A 19,580-nucleotide genomic window follows, 5' to 3' on the forward strand; every position below is an offset into this window, starting at 1 on the left:
GGGGGGGGCCGGCTCCGCGGGGGGTTGCTCCGGCGCCGCGCCCGGGGCGCCCTGCTCGCCGGGCACGTGCCCCGGCGTCTCGTCCGGGTCCGGGTCGGGGTCGGTAGCGGTGGCGGGCTGGTCGGCGGCGGGCTGGTCGGCGGCGGGCGCCGCACCCGTGGGGGCGTCGGCCGTGGGGCTGGTTGCCGGGGACGCGTCGGCGAAGGACGGAACGGGGGCCGGGAACCCCCCCGCCGCTGGCCCCTGCGTCAAGGGCACGTCGGACGGCGGGACCTGGGGCTCCGGGGCCGGGGACCCCGGTGCGTGGAGGGCAGGGGCGGGGGCGTGGAACTGGGGGTCCTGGAGCAGCGGGTCCTGGAGCAGCAGGTCCTGGAACTGGAGGTCCTGGAGCGGGCCGCCACTCGTCTGGAGGCCCTCCGGCCCGGCCCCGGCGGAGTGGTCCGGCACGGTGTCCCGGGCACTGTCGTCCCCCCCGGGGTGGGGCGCGTCGCCCAGCGGTGCCGGCGGAACCGGGTCAGCCTGCGGAGCCGGCGCCGGCGGGGGCAGCGGGTCGGTGAGCGGCACGGGGACGGACGGCGGCGACGCGTCGGCCGGGAACACCGGTTCCCCCGGTGCGACGTCGTGGTGCGGGGGGAACGGATCGGCCGGGGGGAACGGGCCCGCCGGGGCGGCGTGGTCCACCTGACCGGACGGGCCGGTCAGGTGGGCGGCGTCGGGGGGCGACGCGTCGGGTGCGCGGTCAGACTGCGACGGGTACCCACCACCGGGCGCCGGGTAGCCGTCGCCTGACACCCACGCCACCGCGGGGCCGGGGTCCGCCGGGCCGGGCCAGGAGAACCCGGGTGTGCCAGGACCGGTCGCCTGTCGTCCGGTCGTGTGCGGGCCGGGTGGCCCCGGGGCGGGCCCTGGCGCACCGGTCGCCGGTCCGCCGCCGGCGGAAAGACCCGGAGCCGCCAGTGGGTCATGGCTCTGTACCGGCGGAAGGCCACCGAGACCCGGCAGGTGGGAGAGGTCGGGGAGGTTGGCGAGGTCGGGCAGCGGCACCGCGGCGGTGCCCTCGGCGTCGAACTCGGCGCCCTGGGGCAGCGGCTGCCACACCCCGGGCCCCCCGGCGAAGCCCGAGGCACCCTGCTGGTTGCCCGGCGTTCCTTCGTGATCGGTCATGCCAGCGCCCTCCCCAAGGCCCGACGGGCCAGCACGGCGACGGTGCGCCGCAGTTGGAGCAGGCTGGCCGGCGGTGCCGCGGCGGCGCCGTCCTGCGTTGGTGGATCACCCGAGGGCTCGTGTGCCGGTACGCACGCCGCCGCCACGTACTCCCCGAACGCGGCGCACGCCTGGGGGTCGATGAACCGTCGGCCGTCCCAGTCGATGCAGCCGGAGACCCAGCCCTCCACCTCCAGCGGGCGCAGCGGCATCGGGGCGACCGCGCCGACCGCGCAGCGCACCGCGCGCCGCGCCGGGTCCAGCACCACGGCCACGGAGGCCACCGCGCGTGCCGGCCCCGACCTGCCGGTCGCCTTGAGGAACGTCTGGGGTGCGTGCAGCAGCGGGACGCGGACGAAGGCGACGAGCTCGCCGGGGCGCAGCGGGTCCATTCCGGTGAGCAGGTGACTGATCGACACTTCCCGGGTGCCGTCGGGGCCAGCCAGCAGCACGGTGGCCTCCAACGCGGCGAGCACGGGCAGGGCGTCGCCGGTGGGCGCCGCGCTCACGATGTTCCCGCCCAGGGTGCCGGCGTTGCGGATCTGGGTGGGACCGGCGGTCCTGGCGGCCACCGCCAGGGCGGGGATCAGCGCGGCGAAGTCGGGGCGTCCCATCCTGGCGTGGGTCAGTCCGGCGCCGAGCAGGGCGTGTCCGTCCTGGTACTGCCAGCCGCGCAACTCGTTGATCCGGCCGAGGCCGACCAGCGCGGCCGGGCGCAGCAACCCGGCGTTGACCGCGACCATCAGGTCGGTCCCACCGGCCACGGGGACAGCCTCCGGTCTGGCGGACAGGGCCGACACCGCCTCGTCCAGAGAGGCGGGCAGGACCACCGCCTGCTGCAACTGCTGACCCACCGTGCTCACCCCGCTGCCCCTTCCCACTTCCGCCGTACGGTACGTGCTGACAGCCCGGACGGGGCAACTCTGGCACATCTCCGGGGTCGATCATCGCGGGGGTCCGCGAAGGGTTGATTCGTCCGTTGTGCGCCAACCACCCGCCCCAGACCGATCATTCGATCGTCGGCAAGGGTTTCTCCGCTGCTCAGCAGGGGTTCCACGGTGCCAGTAAGGGACGTGGGGCGTCGTACGTCCGGTCCCGGCTCACACGATCGGGGGCCGCTGCCGGGGGTGGCCGGCCACTCCCGGACGACGCTGCCAGGGCCGGGGGCCGGACGGCGGGCGGTACTCCACCCCCAGGGCGTCGAGCCTGCGGTAGTGCTCGGACATCCGGGCGGTGAACGCGGCGAAGTCCCGTTCCCCGGCGGGTCCCAGGTCGGACCAGGCGACCTCGCTGAACGCGCAGAGCCGGGGGAAGGCCATGTAGTCCACCGCGCGGACGGAGTCCATCATCTCCGTCCACACGTTCGCCTGCACCCCGATCACGTGCCGTGCCTCGTCGGGCGTGAGCCCCGGCGGTACGGGCTCGAACCTGTGGACGTCCTGGAGGGTGCGCAGGTACCCGACCGGGATCGGCTCGTCCGGTCCCTCGTCCTGCCGGTGGTCGAGGTAGACCTCCTCCTCCGGGCACATCACCACGTCATGGCCGGCCCTGGCCGCGGCGACACCGTGTTCCGCCCCGCGCCAGGAGGCGATGGTGACGTCCCGTCGCAGCGCGCCGGCGGTGCCGTCGAGGATCTCGTCCCACCCCACCAGGCGGCGTCCGCGCGCGGCGAGCCAGTCGGCGAAGTGACGGACCATCCAGCCCTGGAGTTCCGCCTCGTCGGCGAGGCCGAGTTCGGCCGCGCGGGCGCGGGCGGTGGCCGAGCGCCGCCACTGGTCCTTGGGGCACTCGTCGCCGCCGAGGTGCACGTGGACGGACGGGAAGACCTCGAGCACCTCGGTGAGGACGTCCTGGAAGAAGTCCAGCACCCGCGGGGTGGGGGCGAGCACGTTCTCGCTGATCCCCCAGTCGGTCCACACCCCAAGCGCGGCGGTGTCCAGGACGTCGCGGTTGCCGAGTTCGGGGTATGCGGCGATGGCCGCCTGGCAGTGGCCGGGCAGGTCGATCTCGGGCACGACGGTGATGTGCCGCAGCGCCGCGTACGCGACGATCTCCCGCAGGTCGGCCTGGGTGTAGTAGCCGCCGTGGGGGCGCTCGTCCCAGCGCCGGCCGGAGCGGTGCCCGACCATGGAGCGTTCCCGCCAGCCGCCCACCTCCGTGAGCCCGGGGTGGCGCAGGACCTCCATCCGCCAGCCCTGGTCGTCCGTCAGGTGCAGGTGCAGGACGTTGAGCTTGTGCGCGGCCATCAGGTCGATCCAGCGCAGCACCCCGTCCTTGGGCACGAAGTGCCGGGCGACGTCGAGCAGGGTGCCGCGCCAGGGGAACCGCGGGGCGTCCTCGATGGTCACACCCGGCAGGCTGCTGGGGCCGACGGGGCGGACCGGGGCCCGGCGGAACGCGTCAGGGCCGAGGAGCTGGCGCAGGGTCTGGGCGCCCCAGAAGACGCCGGCGGGGCCCCCACCTGCGATCTCCACGCCGTGGTCCCGGGCGACGGTGAGCCGGTACCCCTCGGGCGGCAGGGCGGGATCGGTGCGCAGCAGGACGGCGTTCCGCGGGGGCCGGCCCCCGCGGGCCCCGGGGAGCAGGGGCAGCCCCAGGGCCCGGCCGACCGTCTCCCTGAGCCACTGCCCGGTGTCCTCGGTCCCCGGCGCGGTGAGCACCGTGGTGGACCGGTCGAGGAGGACCGCGCCGCCCGTGGGTGCGGCGGCGGTGCGGGGGACGGGGAGCAGGTGCACGGTTCGGTCAGCCCTTCACCGCGCCGCACGGCCCGGGGGCCGGTCGGCCCGGCCGGAAACGGAGCCGGGACGGCCCCGGCTGGGACGGCCCCGGCCGGGACACGACGACGCGCCCGGTCCGCTCCCCCAGCGGGGAACCGACCGGGCGCCGGAGAGCGAGCACGGGGGCCTGGTGCGCCCCTGGACGGCCGCGGCCGGCCACGGGCACGGGTCAGCCCTTCTTGCCGCCCTTCCCGCTCTTGTCCTTGTCCCCGCCGCCGGCGGGCATGGATTCGAAGATCTCCTTGCACATGGGGCAGACGGGGTACTTCTTCGGGTCCCGGCCCGGCACCCACACCTTCCCGCACAGCGCGACCACCGGCGACCCGGAGAGCGCGCTCTCCATGATCTTGTTCTTCTGAACGTAGTGGGCGAAGCGCTCGTGATCTCCGTCACCGCGCGAGACCTGCGGCGTCGGCTCGACGAGGGTCCCGGTACCTGTTCCGCGCTCGTGCTGGGGTTCCAGAGTGCTCATGCTGACAGGGTAAGACAGCCGCGCTCAGTTCAGCGACGGGTCATCGGGGTAGGTGGCCACCATCGCCAGCTCACCGCGCTGGCGACGCAGCACCGACCGCCACAGCCGCTCGGGGGACGGCGAGAACACGTCACCCGGCTCGGAGTCCACCAGGTACCAGGCGCCCTCCACCAGCTCCTCCTCGAGCTGCCCCGGCGCCCATCCGGCGTACCCGGCGAAGATCCGCAACGAGCTGAGCTCTCCCGCGAGCAGCTCGGGCGGCGCCTCCAGGTCCACCAGGCCGATGGCCCCGTGCACGCGCCGCCAGCCCAGCGGGTTGCCTTCCACCGACCCCCCCGGCACCACCGCCAGGGCCAGCGCCGAGTCCAACGCGACGGGACCGCCCTGGAAGATCACCTGGGGGCGCCCGGCGAGGGCGGCCCAGGAACTCAGGACGTCCTGGACGTCCACCGGGGTGGGACGGTTCAGCACCACGCCGAGCGACCCCTCGTCGTCGTGGTCCAGGAGCAGCACCACCGCCCGGTCGAAGTTCGGGTCCGCAAGGGCCGGGGTCGCCACGAGCAGCCGACCGGTGAGCGAGGACACCTCCGTCATGACAGACATGATCCCGCATCCGGGCTCATCGTGGGACTGCAACCAAAGGGTGTACTTCGGTCGTCTCGGGGTAGGTCGGCCCGTCGAAGGGGACGGGTCGGACGATGCCGCGGGGCCACTACCATTTCTCCCGGACCGCAGTCCCTGATCGGACCGAGGACCCATCGCGGCGCACCTGACCGCCCCGGCAACGAGGCAGCACCTGTCCCCCGCCCCTCTCCAGGAACGCGAGACTCATGACCGACGACGTCCTGCTCGTCCACGGCGGTACCCCGCTGGAAGGCGAGATCCATGTCCGCGGCGCGAAGAACCTCGTGCCCAAGGCGATGGTCGCGGCCCTGCTGGGCAGTGGGCCCAGTCGGCTGCGCAACGTGCCGGACATCCGGGACGTCCGCGTGGTCCGCGGCCTGCTCCAGCTCCACGGGGTCACCGTCAGGTCAGGGGACGAGCCGGGGGAGCTGGTCCTCGACCCCTCCCACGTGGAGAGCGCCAACGTCGCCGACATCGACGCGCACGCCGGTTCCTCCCGCATCCCGATCCTGTTCTGCGGCCCGCTGCTGCACCGGCTGGGCCACGCGTTCATCCCCGGACTCGGCGGCTGTGACATCGGCGGGCGGCCCATCGACTTCCACTTCGACGTGCTGCGCCGGTTCGGCGCCGTCATCGAGAAGCGACCCGAGGGCCAGTACCTCGAGGCGCCGCACCGGCTGCGCGGCACCAAGATCGAGCTGCCGTACCCCTCGGTCGGCGCCACCGAGCAGGTGTTGCTCACCGCGGTGCTCGCGGACGGCGTCACCGAGCTGCGCAACGCCGCGGTGGAGCCAGAGATCGTCGATCTGATCTGCGTGCTCCAGAAGATGGGCGCGATCATCGCGATGGACACCGACCGGGTGATCCGGATCACCGGGGTGGACGCGCTCGACGGCTACACCCACCGCGCCCTGCCGGACCGCCTGGAGTCGGCCTCCTGGGCCTGCGCCGCGCTGGCCACCCAGGGCAACGTCTACGTCCGCGGCGCCCGGCAGCTCGAGATGATGACCTTCCTCAACGTCTTCCGGAAGGTCGGTGGCGCCTTCGAGGTCGACGACGACGGCATCCGCTTCTGGCACCCCGGCCGGCCGCTCAACGCCATCGCCCTGGAGACGGACGTCCACCCCGGCTTCCAGACCGACTGGCAGCAGCCCTTGGTGGTGGCGTTGACGCAGGCCAGCGGCCTGTCCATCGTGCACGAGACGGTCTACGAGTCCCGTCTGGGCTTCACCAGCGCGCTCAACCAGATGGGGGCGCACATCCAGGTCTACCGGGAGTGCCTCGGCGGCACCCCCTGCCGGTTCGGGCAGCGCAACTTCCTGCACTCCGCGGTCGTCTCGGGCCCCACCAAGCTCGAGGGGGCGGACCTGGTCATCCCGGACCTGCGCGGGGGCTTCTCCTACCTGATCGCCGCGCTGGCCGCCCAGGGCACCTCCCAGGTCCACGGGATCGACCTCATCAACCGGGGCTACGAGAACTTCATGCACAAGCTCAGGGCGCTGGGCGCCCAGGTGGAGCTCCCGAACAGCCGTGCGGGCGTCAAACAGGCTGCTCCGGTCGCCGGATGAGCCACTGACGCCGGCCGGGCGGCCGACCGAGGGCGCCCCCGGAGGCGGCCGGCGGCCGAACGGAGCACAGTGAAATCCGTCACCACCGGGGCAGCACCGTGTTCCGTTAACCGCCGGCAGGCGTGTTGTCGGCGCACAGTGGCACGGTGAGGGTTAAGCGGGGTAACAGCCGACCCGCCGACCGCAAACCGGCGTTCTACGCGCGGTGGTGACATGTTCACCGCACATCTCAGGACGTAATTCCACAGGCAATATGGCGGCCCCCCGCAAGGGGTGACCGCCATATTTCTGCTTTATCTGCGGAACCCGTCCTGACGGGTCACTTGCCCTTGGCCGCTTCCTTCAGCTTCGACCCGGCGGAGACCTTCACACTGTAGCCGGCGGGGATCTGGATCGGGTCGCCGGTCTGCGGGTTCCGCGCCGTACGGGCCGCGCGGTGGGTCCGCTCGAAGGTCACGAAACCGGGGATGGTGACCTTCTCGTCGCCCTTGGCGACGACGTCGCCGACGACCTCGGCAAAGGCGGCCAATACGGCGTCGGCGTCTTTGCGGGTCACCTCGGCGCGCTCGGAAAGCGCGGCCACCAGCTCACTGCGGTTCATGTGTACTCCCGTGTTCATCTTGCCAATTGGCGTGAGTTGAAGCTGATGCTGCCAGGGCCTTAGGACACTTCCCGGCCCGGGTCGGCCGCAACGGGCTCTCACCCAACAACGAATCCTGCCCTTATCCAGGGCGGGAAAGCCAATCCGGTGTCCGGGACAGTCACCTGGACAGTGCCAGGGCCTGCCTGACACAGCGCTGAGTTCGCCAGCGGACCACAGTGCGCACGACCGGACCGCGGCACACGGTCGCAGGCCACCATAGAGGGTGCTTACCGCGCAAGTCGGTCACGACTCGCGTGGCGCCGCCTCCGCGCCGCCCCGGGCCGCCTCGCGGACCGCCGTGGCGACGGCCTTCGCCACGTCCGCGTTGAACACGCTCGGCACGATGTAGTTCGCGTTGAGCTGGTCCTCGTGCACCACGTCGGCCAGGGCCCGCGCGGCGGCCAGCATCATCGGGAGGGTGACGGTGCGGCTCTGCGCGTCCAGGAGGCCGCGGAAGACGCCGGGGAACACCAGGACGTTGTTGATCTGGTTGGGGAAGTCGCTGCGCCCGGTCGCCACCACGGCGGCGGTACGGCGGGCGACCACCGGGTCCACCTCCGGGTCCGGGTTGGCGAGCGCGAACACGATCGCGTCGTCGGCCATGGCGGAGATGTCGTCCGCGTCCAGCAGGTCGGGGGCGGAGACCCCGACGAACACGTCGGCACCGCGCACCGCGTCCTTCAGGGTTCCGGTGATGCCCTCCGGGTTGGTGTGGTCGGCGATCCACCGCAGCGCGGTGGACGGGTCGGCCCCCACCAGGTCGGGGCGTCCCGCGTGCACCACCCCGTGGATGTCGCTGACCACCGCGTGGGCGACACCGGCCGCCATCAGCAGCTTCAGGATCGCGGTGCCGGCCGCCCCGGCGCCGGACATCACCACCCGCACGTCCTCGATCTTCTTGTTCACCACCCGCAGCGCGTTGGTGAGCGCGGCCAGCACCACGATGGCGGTGCCGTGCTGGTCGTCGTGGAACACCGGGATGTCCAGGGCCTCCCGCAGCCGCTCCTCGATCTCGAAGCACCGCGGGGCGGAGATGTCCTCCAGGTTGATCCCGGCGAAGCCCGGGGCGATGGCCTTGACGATCTCCACGATGGCGTCGGTGTCCTGGGTGTCCAGGCAGATGGGCCAGGCGTCGATGCCGGCGAACGTCTTGAACAGGGCGGCCTTGCCCTCCATGACCGGCAGCGCCGCCTGCGGCCCGATGTTGCCGAGGCCGAGCACCGCGGAGCCGTCGGTCACCACCGCGACCGAGTTGCGCTTGATGGTCAGCCGCCTGGCGTCCTCGGGGTTCCGCGCGATCGCCATGCAGACCCGGGCCACGCCCGGCGTGTAGACCATGGACAGGTCGTCACGGCTGCGGATGGGGTGCTTGGACGCCATCTCGATCTTGCCACCGAGGTGCATCAGGAAGGTGCGGTCCGAGACCTTGCCCAGGGAGACGCCGTCGATGCCGCGCAGCGTCTCCACGATCTGGTTGGCGTGCTCCGTCGAGGAGGCGGCGAGCGTGACGTCGATGCGCAGCGTCTCGTGACCGGAGGCGGTGACGTCGAGGCCGGTCACGGACCCGCCCGAGGACTCCACCGCGGTGGTGAGCTGGCTGACTGCCGTCCCGCTCGCCGGCACCTCCAGACGCACCGTGATCGAATACGAAACGCTTGGCGCCGTTGCCATGGTTCGACTTTCCTTCTGCTCGTTGCACGCTACATGCAGATGTGTGGTGACAACCGATCGTCCCACTTACCGACTGGTAGGCCGAACCAACTTGCGAAGCCTTGGTCGAATCCTCACCGGCGTCCGCCCGACAACCTGGAGCCGCCATCTACCACTCCTTTGCGCGAACCACACCCGAAACACCTACAAAATCTGGCGTACCGGCATAAGCTCTGCTGACATTCGCAGAACGGACTTCGCATGTCGAACTTCAGAGAGGGCAGGGCGAGCATGGCCCAGGGCACGGTCAAGTGGTTCAACGCCGAGAAGGGATACGGCTTCATCGCCCAGGAGGGCGGCGGTCCCGACGTCTTCGTTCACTACAGCTCCATCACCGGCGACGGTTACCGCAGCCTCGAGGACGCCCAGCGGGTGGAGTTCGAGATCGCACAGGGCCGCAAGGGGCCCCAGGCCGAGCGGGTCCGGGTCGTCTGAGGTGACACCCCTGTGGCCGGTGGGGCCGGTGGGACCGGGGCGACGCAACACGTGGCCGGATGACCACGCTCATGGGAATGACTTTCCGGGACGATTGGTTATCCTGAATGTGGCACCGGCCCGATCCAAGCCCCCGGGCCCAACCATTAGTCCCTTCGAGGGACCACTTGCCGAGAGGCGAGCATTGGCGGGTCGGTGTCACCCAAGCAGTGCGTGAGGGCCGGAGCCTCCCTGGGAGGTCCGGCCCTCAGCCGTGGTCCGGCGTCGAGAACGCCTGGTCACCCGGCCCCGCTCCGCCCGTGGCCGGGCGCGGGGCGACGCCTCACCACGGGCGGACCTCCCGCGTGGTGCTGCGGTGGTTGATCTCCCGGAGCCGGGTGCGCAGGGCCGCGTCCCGCCGGGCCCGTTGCACCGAGGCGAGGTCGGTCCCCGCGCCCCCGGCCCCCGGCGCCCCGGTCCGTTCCACCGCGGCGCGCAGCGCGCCGCGCAGGAGATCGGGGGGTGTCAGGTACGAGTCGGCCAGGTACGGCACGCGCCAGTGGGGTCCGGGGCCGTGTGTGAGCCAGACGGGCGGGATCGCCAGGAAGTCGCCGCGGGCGAGGACCGACACGGCCGGCATCGCCGGCCAGGCGTCGGCGGCCCGCGGCCGGACCAGCCAGTAGCTGACCCCGGTGCGCCCGTCCTGTATCACCGCTCCCGTGTTCCGCCCGAGGTGCGCCAGCACCGCGAGGGCCAGGGTCGGGTCACCGACCCTGACGCCGTCCCAGTGCACACCGGCGGCCACCGGCGTGGCCATCTCACCGTGCGGCGGCATCCACTCCGCCGGCAGCGCCGCGTCACCGGTCACCGGGTCCGCCCCCAGCGCCAGGTCACGTCCCTCGGCCCGACCACTCCGCGAGCGTCCCGGAGCGGGACCCCGGGTGTCCCGGCGGGCGGCGGACCGGACGGGGACGTCCGTCTGTCGGTCCGCTCGCAGCCGGTCGCGTCGTGGGTGACACCAGTGTTGGTCTCCGTCATTCCAGCCCCCAGCATCCCTCTTCGCTGTGGATCCAGGGTGACCACCGGGACCCCGCCCAACTGTCACCGTTCGGTGACAGTGGGTAGGGGTGCCCGGGGGCTACAGGTTGATCCAGTCAGCCATGTGGTTCAGGGTGTCCGGAGTGCGCCGCTGCATGTGCAGCAGCGCCTTGATGGTCTCCCGCGCACCCGGGTGGTACCGGGTCTGCTGGGGCGCGAGACGTCGGGCGGTGACCAACGAGCCCAGGGCGCTCTCGGTGTGGCCGGTCTCCATCTCCGACCGGGCCCGGTCGATGTAGAAGTGCGAGCGCCTCGACATCGGCCACCCGTGCGGCAGCGCGATCCTGGCGGCCTTCCCCAGGGCCTGTCCGTACTGGTGCATCTCCACGGCTGCCGACACCTCGTGCACGGCCACGTTCGTCGGCCCGAAGGACAACCAGTGGACGTGCATGGCCTCCCCGGTCCGCCGGGCGTGGCCGGTCGCCTCGCGCAGGTGCGTCCGCACGTCGTCCGCCCGGCGGGCCCGGGCCGCGATGACCGTCGCGCCCAGGTGCAGTTGGCCGGCGACCGCCAGGGAGGCCCGGGTGACCTCCGCCTGGCGGACCATGTCGTGGCCGAGCGCCACCAGGCGCAGTCCGACGGTGTGCTCGCCCTCGCGGAAGTAGACCAGCGCCCGCATGTACTGCCGCACCGCGGCGAGCAACGGGTCGGACGCCCGCTCCGCCGCCCATCCCATGCGGTCGAGCGCGATGGTGGACAGGTCGTAGAACCCCAGCTTCACCGCCACGTCGTGGGCGGTGCGGTAGGCGGAGCCCAACGCCTGCCACACCTCGGTGCACGGCGTGCGGCACGCCGCCGTGGTGATCTCGGCGATCAGCCCGGGCAGAGCCGCCGCGGCCCTGTGCAGGTGGGTGGCGCGCACCTGGCGGCACAGGTCGTCGGCCTCGGACACCAGGGTGGTGACGGGGCGTGGTGCCAGCTCCGGGTCGGCACCGAGGTCGTAGAGGTCCAGGGACTCGCGGATCGGTCGGATCATGCCCTCGAGCCGGTCCTGCTGGAGTTCGGCCACGTAGGGCTGACCCGTCAGGGCCGTGACGTCCACGCGGAGCGCTTTCGCCACCGCCGAGACGAGGTCGGGGCTTGCGGATTTGTGCCCCCGTTCGACCTGGTGCAACAGACTGTACGAGTACGGAATCCGCTGGGCGAGTTCACGCTGGGTCAGCCTGGCACGTTTCCGGTACTCAGCAATGCGAGTACCCACGTGCTCGACAGCCAGTTCGGGCATACCGGCCTCCCTTCCTTGCAGCCACCGGGAACGCTATCCACAGCAGCAGCGTTCGCCTCCGCCTCCAACTCTCATTGACCCGCAGGTGGACGCATGTGGTGAGATTGCCCTCATGACCTCGCGCGTGCTGTATCTTTTCGGCTCCGCTGCCCCGCCGGTGCTCTCCTATCCGGAAGTGGTGCGCCTCGCCCAGGCGGACGGGTGGCGGGTGTGCGTGGGGTTGACGCCCACCGCGGCCGACTGGTTGGCGGCGGACCTGGCCGCGCTCGGGGAGCTGACCGGATATCCGGTTCGATCGCGGTACAAAAGTCCCGGAGATCCGGACGTGTGGCCGCCGGCGGATGCTGTCGCGTTCGCTCCGATAACGTTCAACAGCATCAATTCATGGGCGCTCGGACTGACGAGCAGCTTCGTCGTCGGGGTGGCGGCTGAGGCAATCGGCAAGGGAATTCCGATATGCGCGATGCCGTCCGTGAATGTGGCGTTCACCCAACACCCACAGTTCGAAATGAGCGTCAGCCGACTACGCAAAGCAGGCGTAACGGTTCTGTACGGCCCCGACGGATTCGTGCCGAATCAGCCGGGCCGGGGAAACCCGGAGGAATACCCGTGGAATGTGCTGCTGGGCTCCGTCTCGGCGTTGGGCTCCCCGCGGTGAGCCGCCCCTCGACCCCCGCCGACGACCCGTTCCCGCCGGGGCCACGGGCGGTCACCGCGCGTCAGTGAGGTCCCCCGCGAAGACGATCATCTGGTCGATCCTCCCGTCCCGCAGGTGCACCACGTCGGTGCCGGACAGCGAGAGGCCGTCGCCCGGCGCGGTGTACCCCCAGCGGTAGCGCGCCCACTCCCCCGGTGCGTCAACCGCCGAGACACGCGCCATGGTGCCGGGTCCTGCCGGGTGCCGGCGCATGTCCAGGACGAAGCGCTCGACCGCCGCCACGCCCTCGCTGCGCCCCAGCGGACCCCAGAAGAGGACGTCCGGGGTCAGGGCCTGGGCCAGTAGCTCGGTGACGTAGGCGTCCGCGGACGCGTTGAAGGCCGAGAGGAACGTGTCGATGGCTGCCTGCGCTTCTTCCTCCTGCATGACCGCTTTCTATCAGAGGCCCACCCCACCGCCACCGGCCAAGTCGGGCCACCGCCGCGCGGGTGCCCGGCCCGGGGTGCCACCGGGCCGGGGGTCACCGCAGCAGTGCCGGCACCCCGTCGGCGTCGGGGTCGTCGGCCGGGGTGGACAGCACACTGAGCCGCTGGGTGGCCCGGGTCAGGGCCACGTAGAGCACCCGCATGCCGGCCGCGGACTCCGCGGCTATCCCGGACGGGGCCACCACCACCGTGGCGTCGTACTCCAGGCCCTTCGCCTCCAGGCTGCCCAGGGCCACCGCCCGTTCCCCGAGGCCGTCGAGCCAGGTGGCCGCCTGTTCCCTGCGGTCCATGGCGACCACCACCCCGACCGTGCCGTCCACCTCGGCCAGCAGCCGGGTCACCTCGGCCCGCACCGCGCCGCCCAGCGACTCCTCGGTGGCGGCGGCGAACCTCGGGTGGGCCCCTGTGGTCCGCACCGCCGCCGGGAACGGGGTGCCCGGGGCGGCCAGCGCCAGCACCCGGCGGGCCAGGTCGGCGATCTCGGCCGGGTTGCGGTAGTTGGTGGTCAGGGTGAACCGGCGCCGGGAACGGGAGCGCAGCGCCTCGTCCCGCGCCCGGGCCGCCTCCTGCGGGTCGGTCCACGAGCTCTGCGCGGGATCGCCGACGACGGTCCAGGTGGCCTGGGTGCCCCGGCGCCCCACCATCCGCCACTGCATGGGGGTGAGGTCCTGCGCCTCGTCCACGATCACGTGCGCGTACTCGGTGCGCTCGGCCTCCCGCTCCCGGTAGTCCCGTCGCCCGCCCAGGTGCCGGTCGGCGAAGGTGGTGACCTCGTCGAGCCCGGTGAGCTGGTCGAGGGGGTCGATCCGCCGGACCGTGGTCACCGGCGGAGGACCGAGCAGCACCCGCAGCTCGTCCAGCAGGGCGACGTCGTGCACCGAGAGGGTCCCTGGGGCTCCCGCCCGGGCGCCCCCGGTCAGACGCCGCAGGGAACGGGCGACCAGGCGCACCTCCCCGGGGCTGAGCACCCGGCGGGCCCAGCGGGCCAGACGCCGTTCCTGGGCCAGCGCGGCCAGCACCGCCAGCGGGGTCAGCGGCGGCCACCAGGCAGCGAGGAAGTCCAGGAACTCCGGTTCCGTGGTGACGTCCTCGTCGAACGCCGCCCGTTCCTGTCTGGCCAGCTCGGGGTCGGTCAGGGCGCGTTCCCGGCCCAGCTTCGCCCACAACGCGTCGAGCAGGAGCCTGCGGGCCCTGGGCCGGAGCAGGTTGACCGGTGCGGTCCCGGACAGGGCGGCGCGGCGGACGTCGGCCAGCTCCGCGGCGTCCAGGCGCAGCGTCCGGCCGAACGCCACCACCCGGAGCGCCTCGGCACCGCCGCCGGCGCCCGGAGCGGGGCCCTCGAGCACGCCCCGCGCAGCGTTGCGCAGGACCTTGACCATGCGGAGCGACCCCTTGACCCGGGCCACCGCGGGCTCGTCGTAGGTGTCGGCCGCCAGGCCGTCCACCAACGACCCCACCGCCCGGATCGCCACCTGCCCCTCCTCGCCCAGCGAGGGCAGCACCCCCTCGGTGTAGGCGACGAGCAGCGGGGTGGGGCTGACCACCAGGATGCCGCCGGCGTACCGACGGCGGTCCTGGTACAGCAGGTACGCGGCCCGGTGCAGGGCGACGGCGGTCTTGCCCGTGCCGGGACCGCCGGTGACCTCGGTGACGCCGCCGGCTGGGGCGCGGATCACCACGTCCTGTTCGGCCTGGATGCTGGAGACGATGTCCCGCATGGTGTGGCCGCGGGCCCGGCCGAGGGCGGCCATCAGCGCGCCGTCGCCGACCACCGACAGCTCCTCGCCGTCGAGGGTGACGCGCAGTTCCGGCCGGAGCAGGTCGTCCTCGACACCGAGCACCCGGCGTCCCCGGGAGCGGATCACCCGGCGGCGCACCACCCGGCCGGGCTCCTTGGGGGTCGCCCGGTAGAACGGGGCGGCGGCCGGCGCCCGCCAGTCGATCACCAGCGGGGCGTAGTCGGCGTCGAGCACCCCGAGCCGGCCGATGTGCAGGGTCTCCGCGACGGCCGCCCGCCCGTCCGGGCCCACGGCGTCCCCGGCGGGCTCGGTGGAGGTCAGCGCCCCGTCGGGGCCCCGCTCTGCGTCCTGGCCCGCGAGCAGGTCCACGCGGCCGAACAGGAAGTCCTCGAACTCGCTGTTGAGCCGGTTCAGGTGGATGCCTGCCCGGAAGACCTGGGCGTCCCGCTCGGCCAGCGCGCCCGGCGTGCCGACCTGCACCCGCTTGGCGGCGTCGTTGAGGACGAACTCGGCCTCGTCGAGCTTCTCCTCGAGTCGGCGGTAGACCCGGTCCAGGTGCTCCTGTTCCAGGGCGATCTCCCGGTCCCGAACGCCGTCCCGAACGCTGTTGGACAAGGCCACTCCACGGCCCCCTTCCGCTGTGCTTCGTCCCCCGCCCCGCGCCGGCGACGCCGCGGGCCGCCCGCCGCCGGCCCACCGCGGGCCCCTGGGTGCGGGGTGTCCCGGGGCGGCGGCGACCTGGGCCAGCGGAGAAGGCTAACGCGTTCCCCCGGGCCGCTCCACGGCGAGCCGTGTCCGGAAGGTTCCCAGTGGTCCGGACTCCACCGTAAGGGGTGAAAGGTCGTGGTGGGCCATCGGCCGGCGGCGACGAGGCACGCTAGCCGAAACGGCTCCCCGACGCACCCCGTGCCGTCGCCGCGCCCGGGCGAGTCCGGCGGGGCCGCTCGTCACCCCGGTGACGCGCAGGCGCGGCGACGGTGCCTGGCGACGCGTTCCCGGTTGCCGCACACCTCGGAGGAGCACCACAGCCGACGTCTGCCGCGGGAGGCGTCCACGTACACCACGTCGCAGGACTCCCCGGCGCACTCGCGCAGCCGGGCGCGGGTCCGCGGGTCGGTCAGCAGCGCCACGGCGTCCCTGGCGACCAGCGACAGCAGCCCGGCGCAGTCCGGCTCGACGGCGAAGGCGCGGCGCAGCAGCCCGTCCTGGTCCCGCCGGGGCAGGGGCGGCGGGGGCGGCGGCAGGCAGAGCCGGCCGAGCCGGTCCAGGTCCCGGGGTTCGGCGACCCCGGCCAGCTCGGCGTGCACGATCCGGTGCAGCAGTTCCCTGGCGCCCCGGAACCGGCGCAGCCACCGGTCGTCCACCGGCACCACGGCCCCCGGGGGCACGAGGCCGGAACGGACCAGCCACTCCCGCAGCCGCTGTGGGCTGCGCAGTCGCTCCACCGGGTCGTGGCCGGGGGCCCGCGGGGCGGTGGCCAGCAGGTCGAGACAGGTGCGCCCGGTGTCGAAGCGCAGCTCGTGGGAGGTCGTCGGCATGGGCCCTCCTCACCGGTGGAGACGCTGTACCGCTTGCCCTCCAGGGTGCCCGTCGCCCCCGCGGCGGCGCGAGGGGGCGTGCCAGGCGCGGCCAGGAGTCAGGCGTCCTCGCGGGACATGCACCCGTCGTCGTCCTGGGAGGAGGCGTCAAGCGCCAGCCGGTAACCGCGTTTGACCACGGTCTGGATCAGCCGTGGGCGGCCCAGGGCCCCGCGCAGCCGGGCCATCGCGGTCTCCACCGCGTGCTCGTCGGTTCCCGCTCCGGGCAGCACCCGCAGCAGTTCGGCCCGGGGCACCACCGAGCCGGGTCGCGCGGCCAGTGCCCGCAGCAGTCCCATCCCGGCCGGCGCCACCTGGCGCAGCTCGCCGTCGACCAGGACCGCGTGGCCGCGGATCTCCAGTCGGTGACCGGCGACCGGCAGCGGACGCACCCGGGCCGGCAGTTCGGACACCACCAGTTGCGCCAGCGGGCCGAGCCGGTAGCGCTCGGGTTGGACGGTGGGGACGCCCCGCGACTCCAGCACGGTGGCGGTCACGGGCCCCACGCAGGCCGGAAGCACCCGGTGCCGGAACGCCTCGAGGACCTCCTCCCGCATGCCGCGCTGGGCGGCCCGGTCGAGCAGGCTGACCGCGGCCGGGGCGCTGGTGAAGGTGACGGCGTCCACGCCGCAGCCGACCACCGCGTCGAGCAGCCGGTCCATGGGGGCTATGTCGGTCGGTGGCAGCCACCGGTAGACGGGGATGCCCAGCGGCTCCGCGCCGGCCGCCCGCAGCGACTCGACGAAGCCGGGCAGCGGTTCCCCGTGGAGCTGCACGGCGATGCGCTGCCCCCGCACGCCCTCGGCGAGCAGCCGGTCGAGCACCTCGGCCATGGACTCCGACGGCGGGGACCAGGCGTCGGTGAGCCCGGCCGCCCGGATGGCGCCGCGGACCTTGGGGCCCCGGGCCAGCAGCTCCACCTCGTCCAGACAGGCCCGCAGGGCCTCGCCGACGCCCCAGCCGTCGGCCGCCTCGATCCAGCCCCGGAAGCCGATGGCCGTGGTGGCCACCACCTTGTCCGGGGGGTCGGCGAGCATCCGCCGGGTGACGGCGAGCAGTTCGACGTCGTCGAAGAGCGGAACGAGGCGCAGCGCCGGCGCCATCATGACCGTCGCCCCCCGCCGGGTCAGCAGCGCGGCGAGATCGTCGGCCCGCCTGGCCGCCGTGACGCCGACGGTGAACCCGGCGAGCGGCGGGACAACCGCCCGCTCGTTGTCCTGTACCCCGCTGTGGTCGCGCATGATCACGGCCCCGCCTCGTTGAACTGCACCGCCCGCCGCGCCGGCCGGCCCGTCTCCGGTCCGACGGCACGGCGCTCCCGGTCTGCTGGCAACTTCGGGTGACGATATCGGTTCCCCGTGTGCCACGAGCCTTTCCGGAACGTCGGTCGGGCGCCACCGTGCTGCCGGGAGCGGGCCCGGGCCCGCTCGCGGGTCAGATCTCCGCGTGGCTCAGTGCGGGCTCGCGGGAGCGTTCTCGCAGCTCACCGGGGCCACTGGGCGCGGGCCCGCGCAGGTAGGCGGCCCAGGTGAGGGTGGAGCAGACGGCGTAGGCGCCGAGGAAGGAGACGAAAGCGGGGGTGCCGCTGTCGGCGCTCAGGAACGACTGCCGGAAGGCCAGGTTGATCAGGAGTCCGCCCAGCGCGCCGACCGCCCCGATGAGGCCCATCGCCGCGCCGGACAGCCGCCGGGTCCAGGCCTCCGCCCCGTCCCCGGTCATCCCCCGCTCCCGTGCCTTGGCCCGGAAGATCGCCGGGATCATCTTGTAGGTGGACCCGTTGCCCAGCCCGGCGAAGAAGAACAGGCCGACGAAGCCCACGAGGAAGATCCCCAGTGACTCCTCGAGCGAGGCGTAGATCACCACCGAGGCGCACACCGCCATGACGACGAAGTTCCAGAAGGTGATCCTGGCCCCGCCCACCCGGTCCGCCAGCATGCCGCCCAGCGGCCGGATCAGCGACCCGATCAGCGGGCCTATGAAGGTGAGCTGCGCGGCCTCGTACGGGGTGCGCCCGAACTGGTTCTGCAACACCAGGCCGAAGGCGAAGCTGAACCCGATGAAGGAACCGAAGGTGCCGACGTACAGCACCGCCATGATCCAGGTCTGGGGCTCCCGCACGGCCTCCCTGGCCGCGCCGGTGTCGTTGCTGACCGGCGCCAGGTTGTCCATGAACAGCGCCGCGCCCAGCACCGCGACCAGGATCAGCGGGGTGTACACCGCGAGCAGGACCCGCGGGCCGCCGGCCGCCGCGATCACCGCGAGGCCGATGAGCTGCACCACCGGGACGCCGATGTTGCCGCCGCCGGCGTTCATTCCCAGTGCCCAGCCCTTGCGCCGCTGCGGGTAGAAGGCGTTGATGTTGGTCATCGAGGAGGCGAAGTTGCCGCCGCCGACGCCGGTGAGCGCGGCCACCAGCATCAGGGTGGTGTAGGAGGTGCCCGGCTCCATCACCAGCCAGAGCGCGGTCACCGGGAACAGCAGGATCAGCGCCGAGACGATGGTCCAGTTCCGGCCGCCGAAGACGGCCACCGCGAAGGCGTAGGGGATCCGCACCAGGCCGCCGACCAGGGTGGGCATGCAGACCAGGAAGAACTTGCCGGCCGGGTCCACCCCGTACTCGGGGCCCATGAACAGCACCATCACGGACCACAGGGACCACACGGAGAACCCGATGTGCTCCGAGAGCACGGAGAAGGCGAGGTTGCGGGAGGCGATCCGCTTTCCTCCCCCCTCCCAGAACGCCTCGTCCTCGGGCTCCCAGTGTTCGATCCAGCGTCCGCCCCTGCGGCGGGCTCCGGTCCTGCCGGCCATGACGCCTCCCTTGGTCGCCAGCTCGTGATGACGCTGTGAGCTGCCGGTTTCCTCGCGGCGACCCGAGGTCTCAGCGGGGGAACCGTTACCTCACACACACAGCCGGAGCATTGTGAGGTCATCGACCACGAGCCGGGGTGGAGCGGCCGCGCATCCGCCCCGCGGACGGAGGGGAACGACGGCAGGGAACGACGACCCGGCCGCGCGGGAACACGGCCGACCCACGGGACCCGCGACCGGCCGGCGCCGCCACCGGGCGGCCGGGTGCCCGGAGGGAGCCCGCAAGCCACGTGCACCCCGGCGGCCTACCGCCCGTCGGGGCACCGGTGGACGGTATGCGTGCGTCTCGGCGAGCACGGCCTGGGCGGTACGCCGGTCGATCACGCTGTCCGCCTGGCGGGCCGCGCGTTGGGCGTCACCGATGAGGTCCTGCAGTAGCGCGCCGATAACGTCCCTGTGGTTGGGGGCCGAGTGCCGCGCGGACCACGCTCGGTCCAGTCGTGCACGGAGACGCTAGGTGGGGCGGCGCTTCCCGCGGCGCCGGCCGGCTACCCGCTGGCCGCGCGTGGCCGTGAC

The 19,580-nt window shown here is 73.0% G+C and carries 16 protein-coding genes and 1 pseudogene; 3 read left to right on the forward strand and 14 right to left on the reverse strand.

The annotated features are described in order from the left end of the window. The 5 genes and pseudogenes from A3IG_RS34370 to A3IG_RS0121820 form a co-directional block, all read right to left on the reverse strand. A pseudogene (locus tag A3IG_RS34370) lies at positions 1 to 1,164 on the reverse strand (hypothetical protein); the annotation flags it as partial. Continuing rightward, positions 1,161 to 2,066 carry an FAD binding domain-containing protein gene (locus A3IG_RS0121805; RefSeq protein WP_018385713.1) on the reverse strand — a complete coding sequence of 302 codons (906 nt, stop codon included), beginning with the start codon at positions 2,064 to 2,066 and terminating at the stop codon, positions 1,161 to 1,163. The pseudogene A3IG_RS34370 and the gene A3IG_RS0121805, both read right to left, overlap by 4 nt. Before the next feature lie 237 nt (positions 2,067 to 2,303). Continuing rightward, positions 2,304 to 3,938, reverse strand: coding sequence for a beta-N-acetylhexosaminidase (locus tag A3IG_RS0121810; protein ID WP_018385714.1), 1,635 nt, complete (start codon positions 3,936 to 3,938; stop codon positions 2,304 to 2,306). Between the two features lie 211 nt (positions 3,939 to 4,149). Continuing rightward, complete coding sequence (locus A3IG_RS0121815) at positions 4,150 to 4,452, reverse strand: DUF3039 domain-containing protein (protein WP_018385715.1); 303 nt, start codon at positions 4,450 to 4,452, stop codon at positions 4,150 to 4,152. A 24-nt stretch (positions 4,453 to 4,476) separates the two neighbouring features. Further along, positions 4,477 to 5,046, reverse strand: a complete 570-nt coding sequence (locus A3IG_RS0121820) for a YqgE/AlgH family protein (protein WP_018385716.1) — start codon at positions 5,044 to 5,046, stop codon at positions 4,477 to 4,479. Positions 5,047 to 5,282: 236 nt separating this feature from the next. Here A3IG_RS0121820 and murA point away from each other — a divergent pair, with 236 nt between their 5' ends. Beyond that, positions 5,283 to 6,644 (forward strand): UDP-N-acetylglucosamine 1-carboxyvinyltransferase, encoded by a 1,362-nt coding sequence (gene murA / locus A3IG_RS0121825; protein ID WP_018385717.1) that lies wholly within the window; start codon positions 5,283 to 5,285, stop codon positions 6,642 to 6,644. Between the two features lie 319 nt (positions 6,645 to 6,963). On the opposite strand, the gene A3IG_RS0121830 is transcribed toward murA, so the two are convergent. Both A3IG_RS0121830 and A3IG_RS0121835 read right to left on the reverse strand, forming a co-directional pair. Next, positions 6,964 to 7,245 carry an HU family DNA-binding protein gene (locus A3IG_RS0121830; protein ID WP_018385718.1) on the reverse strand — a complete coding sequence of 94 codons (282 nt, stop codon included), beginning with the start codon at positions 7,243 to 7,245 and terminating at the stop codon, positions 6,964 to 6,966. 285 nt (positions 7,246 to 7,530) lie between these two features. Beyond that, entirely contained in the window at positions 7,531 to 8,958 is a 1,428-nt protein-coding gene (locus A3IG_RS0121835; RefSeq protein WP_026220530.1) for an NAD-dependent malic enzyme, read from the reverse strand. Between the two features lie 270 nt (positions 8,959 to 9,228). Between A3IG_RS0121835 and A3IG_RS0121840 the strand changes: the two genes are divergently transcribed. Beyond that, complete coding sequence (locus tag A3IG_RS0121840; RefSeq protein WP_026220531.1) at positions 9,229 to 9,432, forward strand: cold-shock protein; 204 nt, start codon at positions 9,229 to 9,231, stop codon at positions 9,430 to 9,432. Between the two features lie 322 nt (positions 9,433 to 9,754). On the opposite strand, the gene A3IG_RS34640 is transcribed toward A3IG_RS0121840, so the two are convergent. Then, positions 9,755 to 10,279, reverse strand: a complete 525-nt coding sequence (locus A3IG_RS34640; RefSeq protein ID WP_018385721.1) for a hypothetical protein — start codon at positions 10,277 to 10,279, stop codon at positions 9,755 to 9,757. A gap of 270 nt (positions 10,280 to 10,549) precedes the next feature. Further along, positions 10,550 to 11,734 carry a helix-turn-helix domain-containing protein gene (locus tag A3IG_RS0121850; protein ID WP_018385722.1) on the reverse strand — a complete coding sequence of 395 codons (1,185 nt, stop codon included), beginning with the start codon at positions 11,732 to 11,734 and terminating at the stop codon, positions 10,550 to 10,552. Between the two features lie 112 nt (positions 11,735 to 11,846). Between A3IG_RS0121850 and A3IG_RS0121855 the strand changes: the two genes are divergently transcribed. After that, positions 11,847 to 12,392: a flavoprotein gene (locus A3IG_RS0121855; RefSeq protein WP_026220532.1), complete on the forward strand. Its 546-nt coding sequence runs from the start codon at positions 11,847 to 11,849 to the stop codon at positions 12,390 to 12,392. A gap of 51 nt (positions 12,393 to 12,443) precedes the next feature. Here A3IG_RS0121855 and A3IG_RS0121860 read toward each other — a convergent pair whose 3' ends face one another. From A3IG_RS0121860 to A3IG_RS0121880, 5 genes are all read right to left on the reverse strand, one after another. Then, complete coding sequence (locus A3IG_RS0121860; RefSeq protein ID WP_018385724.1) at positions 12,444 to 12,818, reverse strand: nuclear transport factor 2 family protein; 375 nt, start codon at positions 12,816 to 12,818, stop codon at positions 12,444 to 12,446. A gap of 94 nt (positions 12,819 to 12,912) precedes the next feature. Beyond that, on the reverse strand, positions 12,913 to 15,237 hold the full coding sequence (locus A3IG_RS0121865) for a HelD family protein (RefSeq protein ID WP_018385725.1): 2,325 nt from the start codon (positions 15,235 to 15,237) through the stop codon (positions 12,913 to 12,915). A gap of 326 nt (positions 15,238 to 15,563) precedes the next feature. Then, positions 15,564 to 16,154 (reverse strand): CGNR zinc finger domain-containing protein, encoded by a 591-nt coding sequence (locus tag A3IG_RS0121870; protein WP_018385726.1) that lies wholly within the window; start codon positions 16,152 to 16,154, stop codon positions 15,564 to 15,566. A gap of 98 nt (positions 16,155 to 16,252) precedes the next feature. Continuing rightward, positions 16,253 to 17,434, reverse strand: a complete 1,182-nt coding sequence (locus tag A3IG_RS0121875; RefSeq protein ID WP_040912109.1) for a uroporphyrinogen-III synthase — start codon at positions 17,432 to 17,434, stop codon at positions 16,253 to 16,255. 193 nt (positions 17,435 to 17,627) lie between these two features. Further along, positions 17,628 to 19,004 (reverse strand): nitrate/nitrite transporter, encoded by a 1,377-nt coding sequence (locus tag A3IG_RS0121880; protein ID WP_018385728.1) that lies wholly within the window; start codon positions 19,002 to 19,004, stop codon positions 17,628 to 17,630. Positions 19,005 to 19,580 lie beyond the last annotated feature (576 nt).

Origin of the sequence: Wenjunlia vitaminophila DSM 41686, assembly GCF_000380165.1 — a bacterium.
Taxonomy (GTDB): Bacteria; Actinomycetota; Actinomycetes; order Streptomycetales; family Streptomycetaceae; genus Wenjunlia; species Wenjunlia vitaminophila.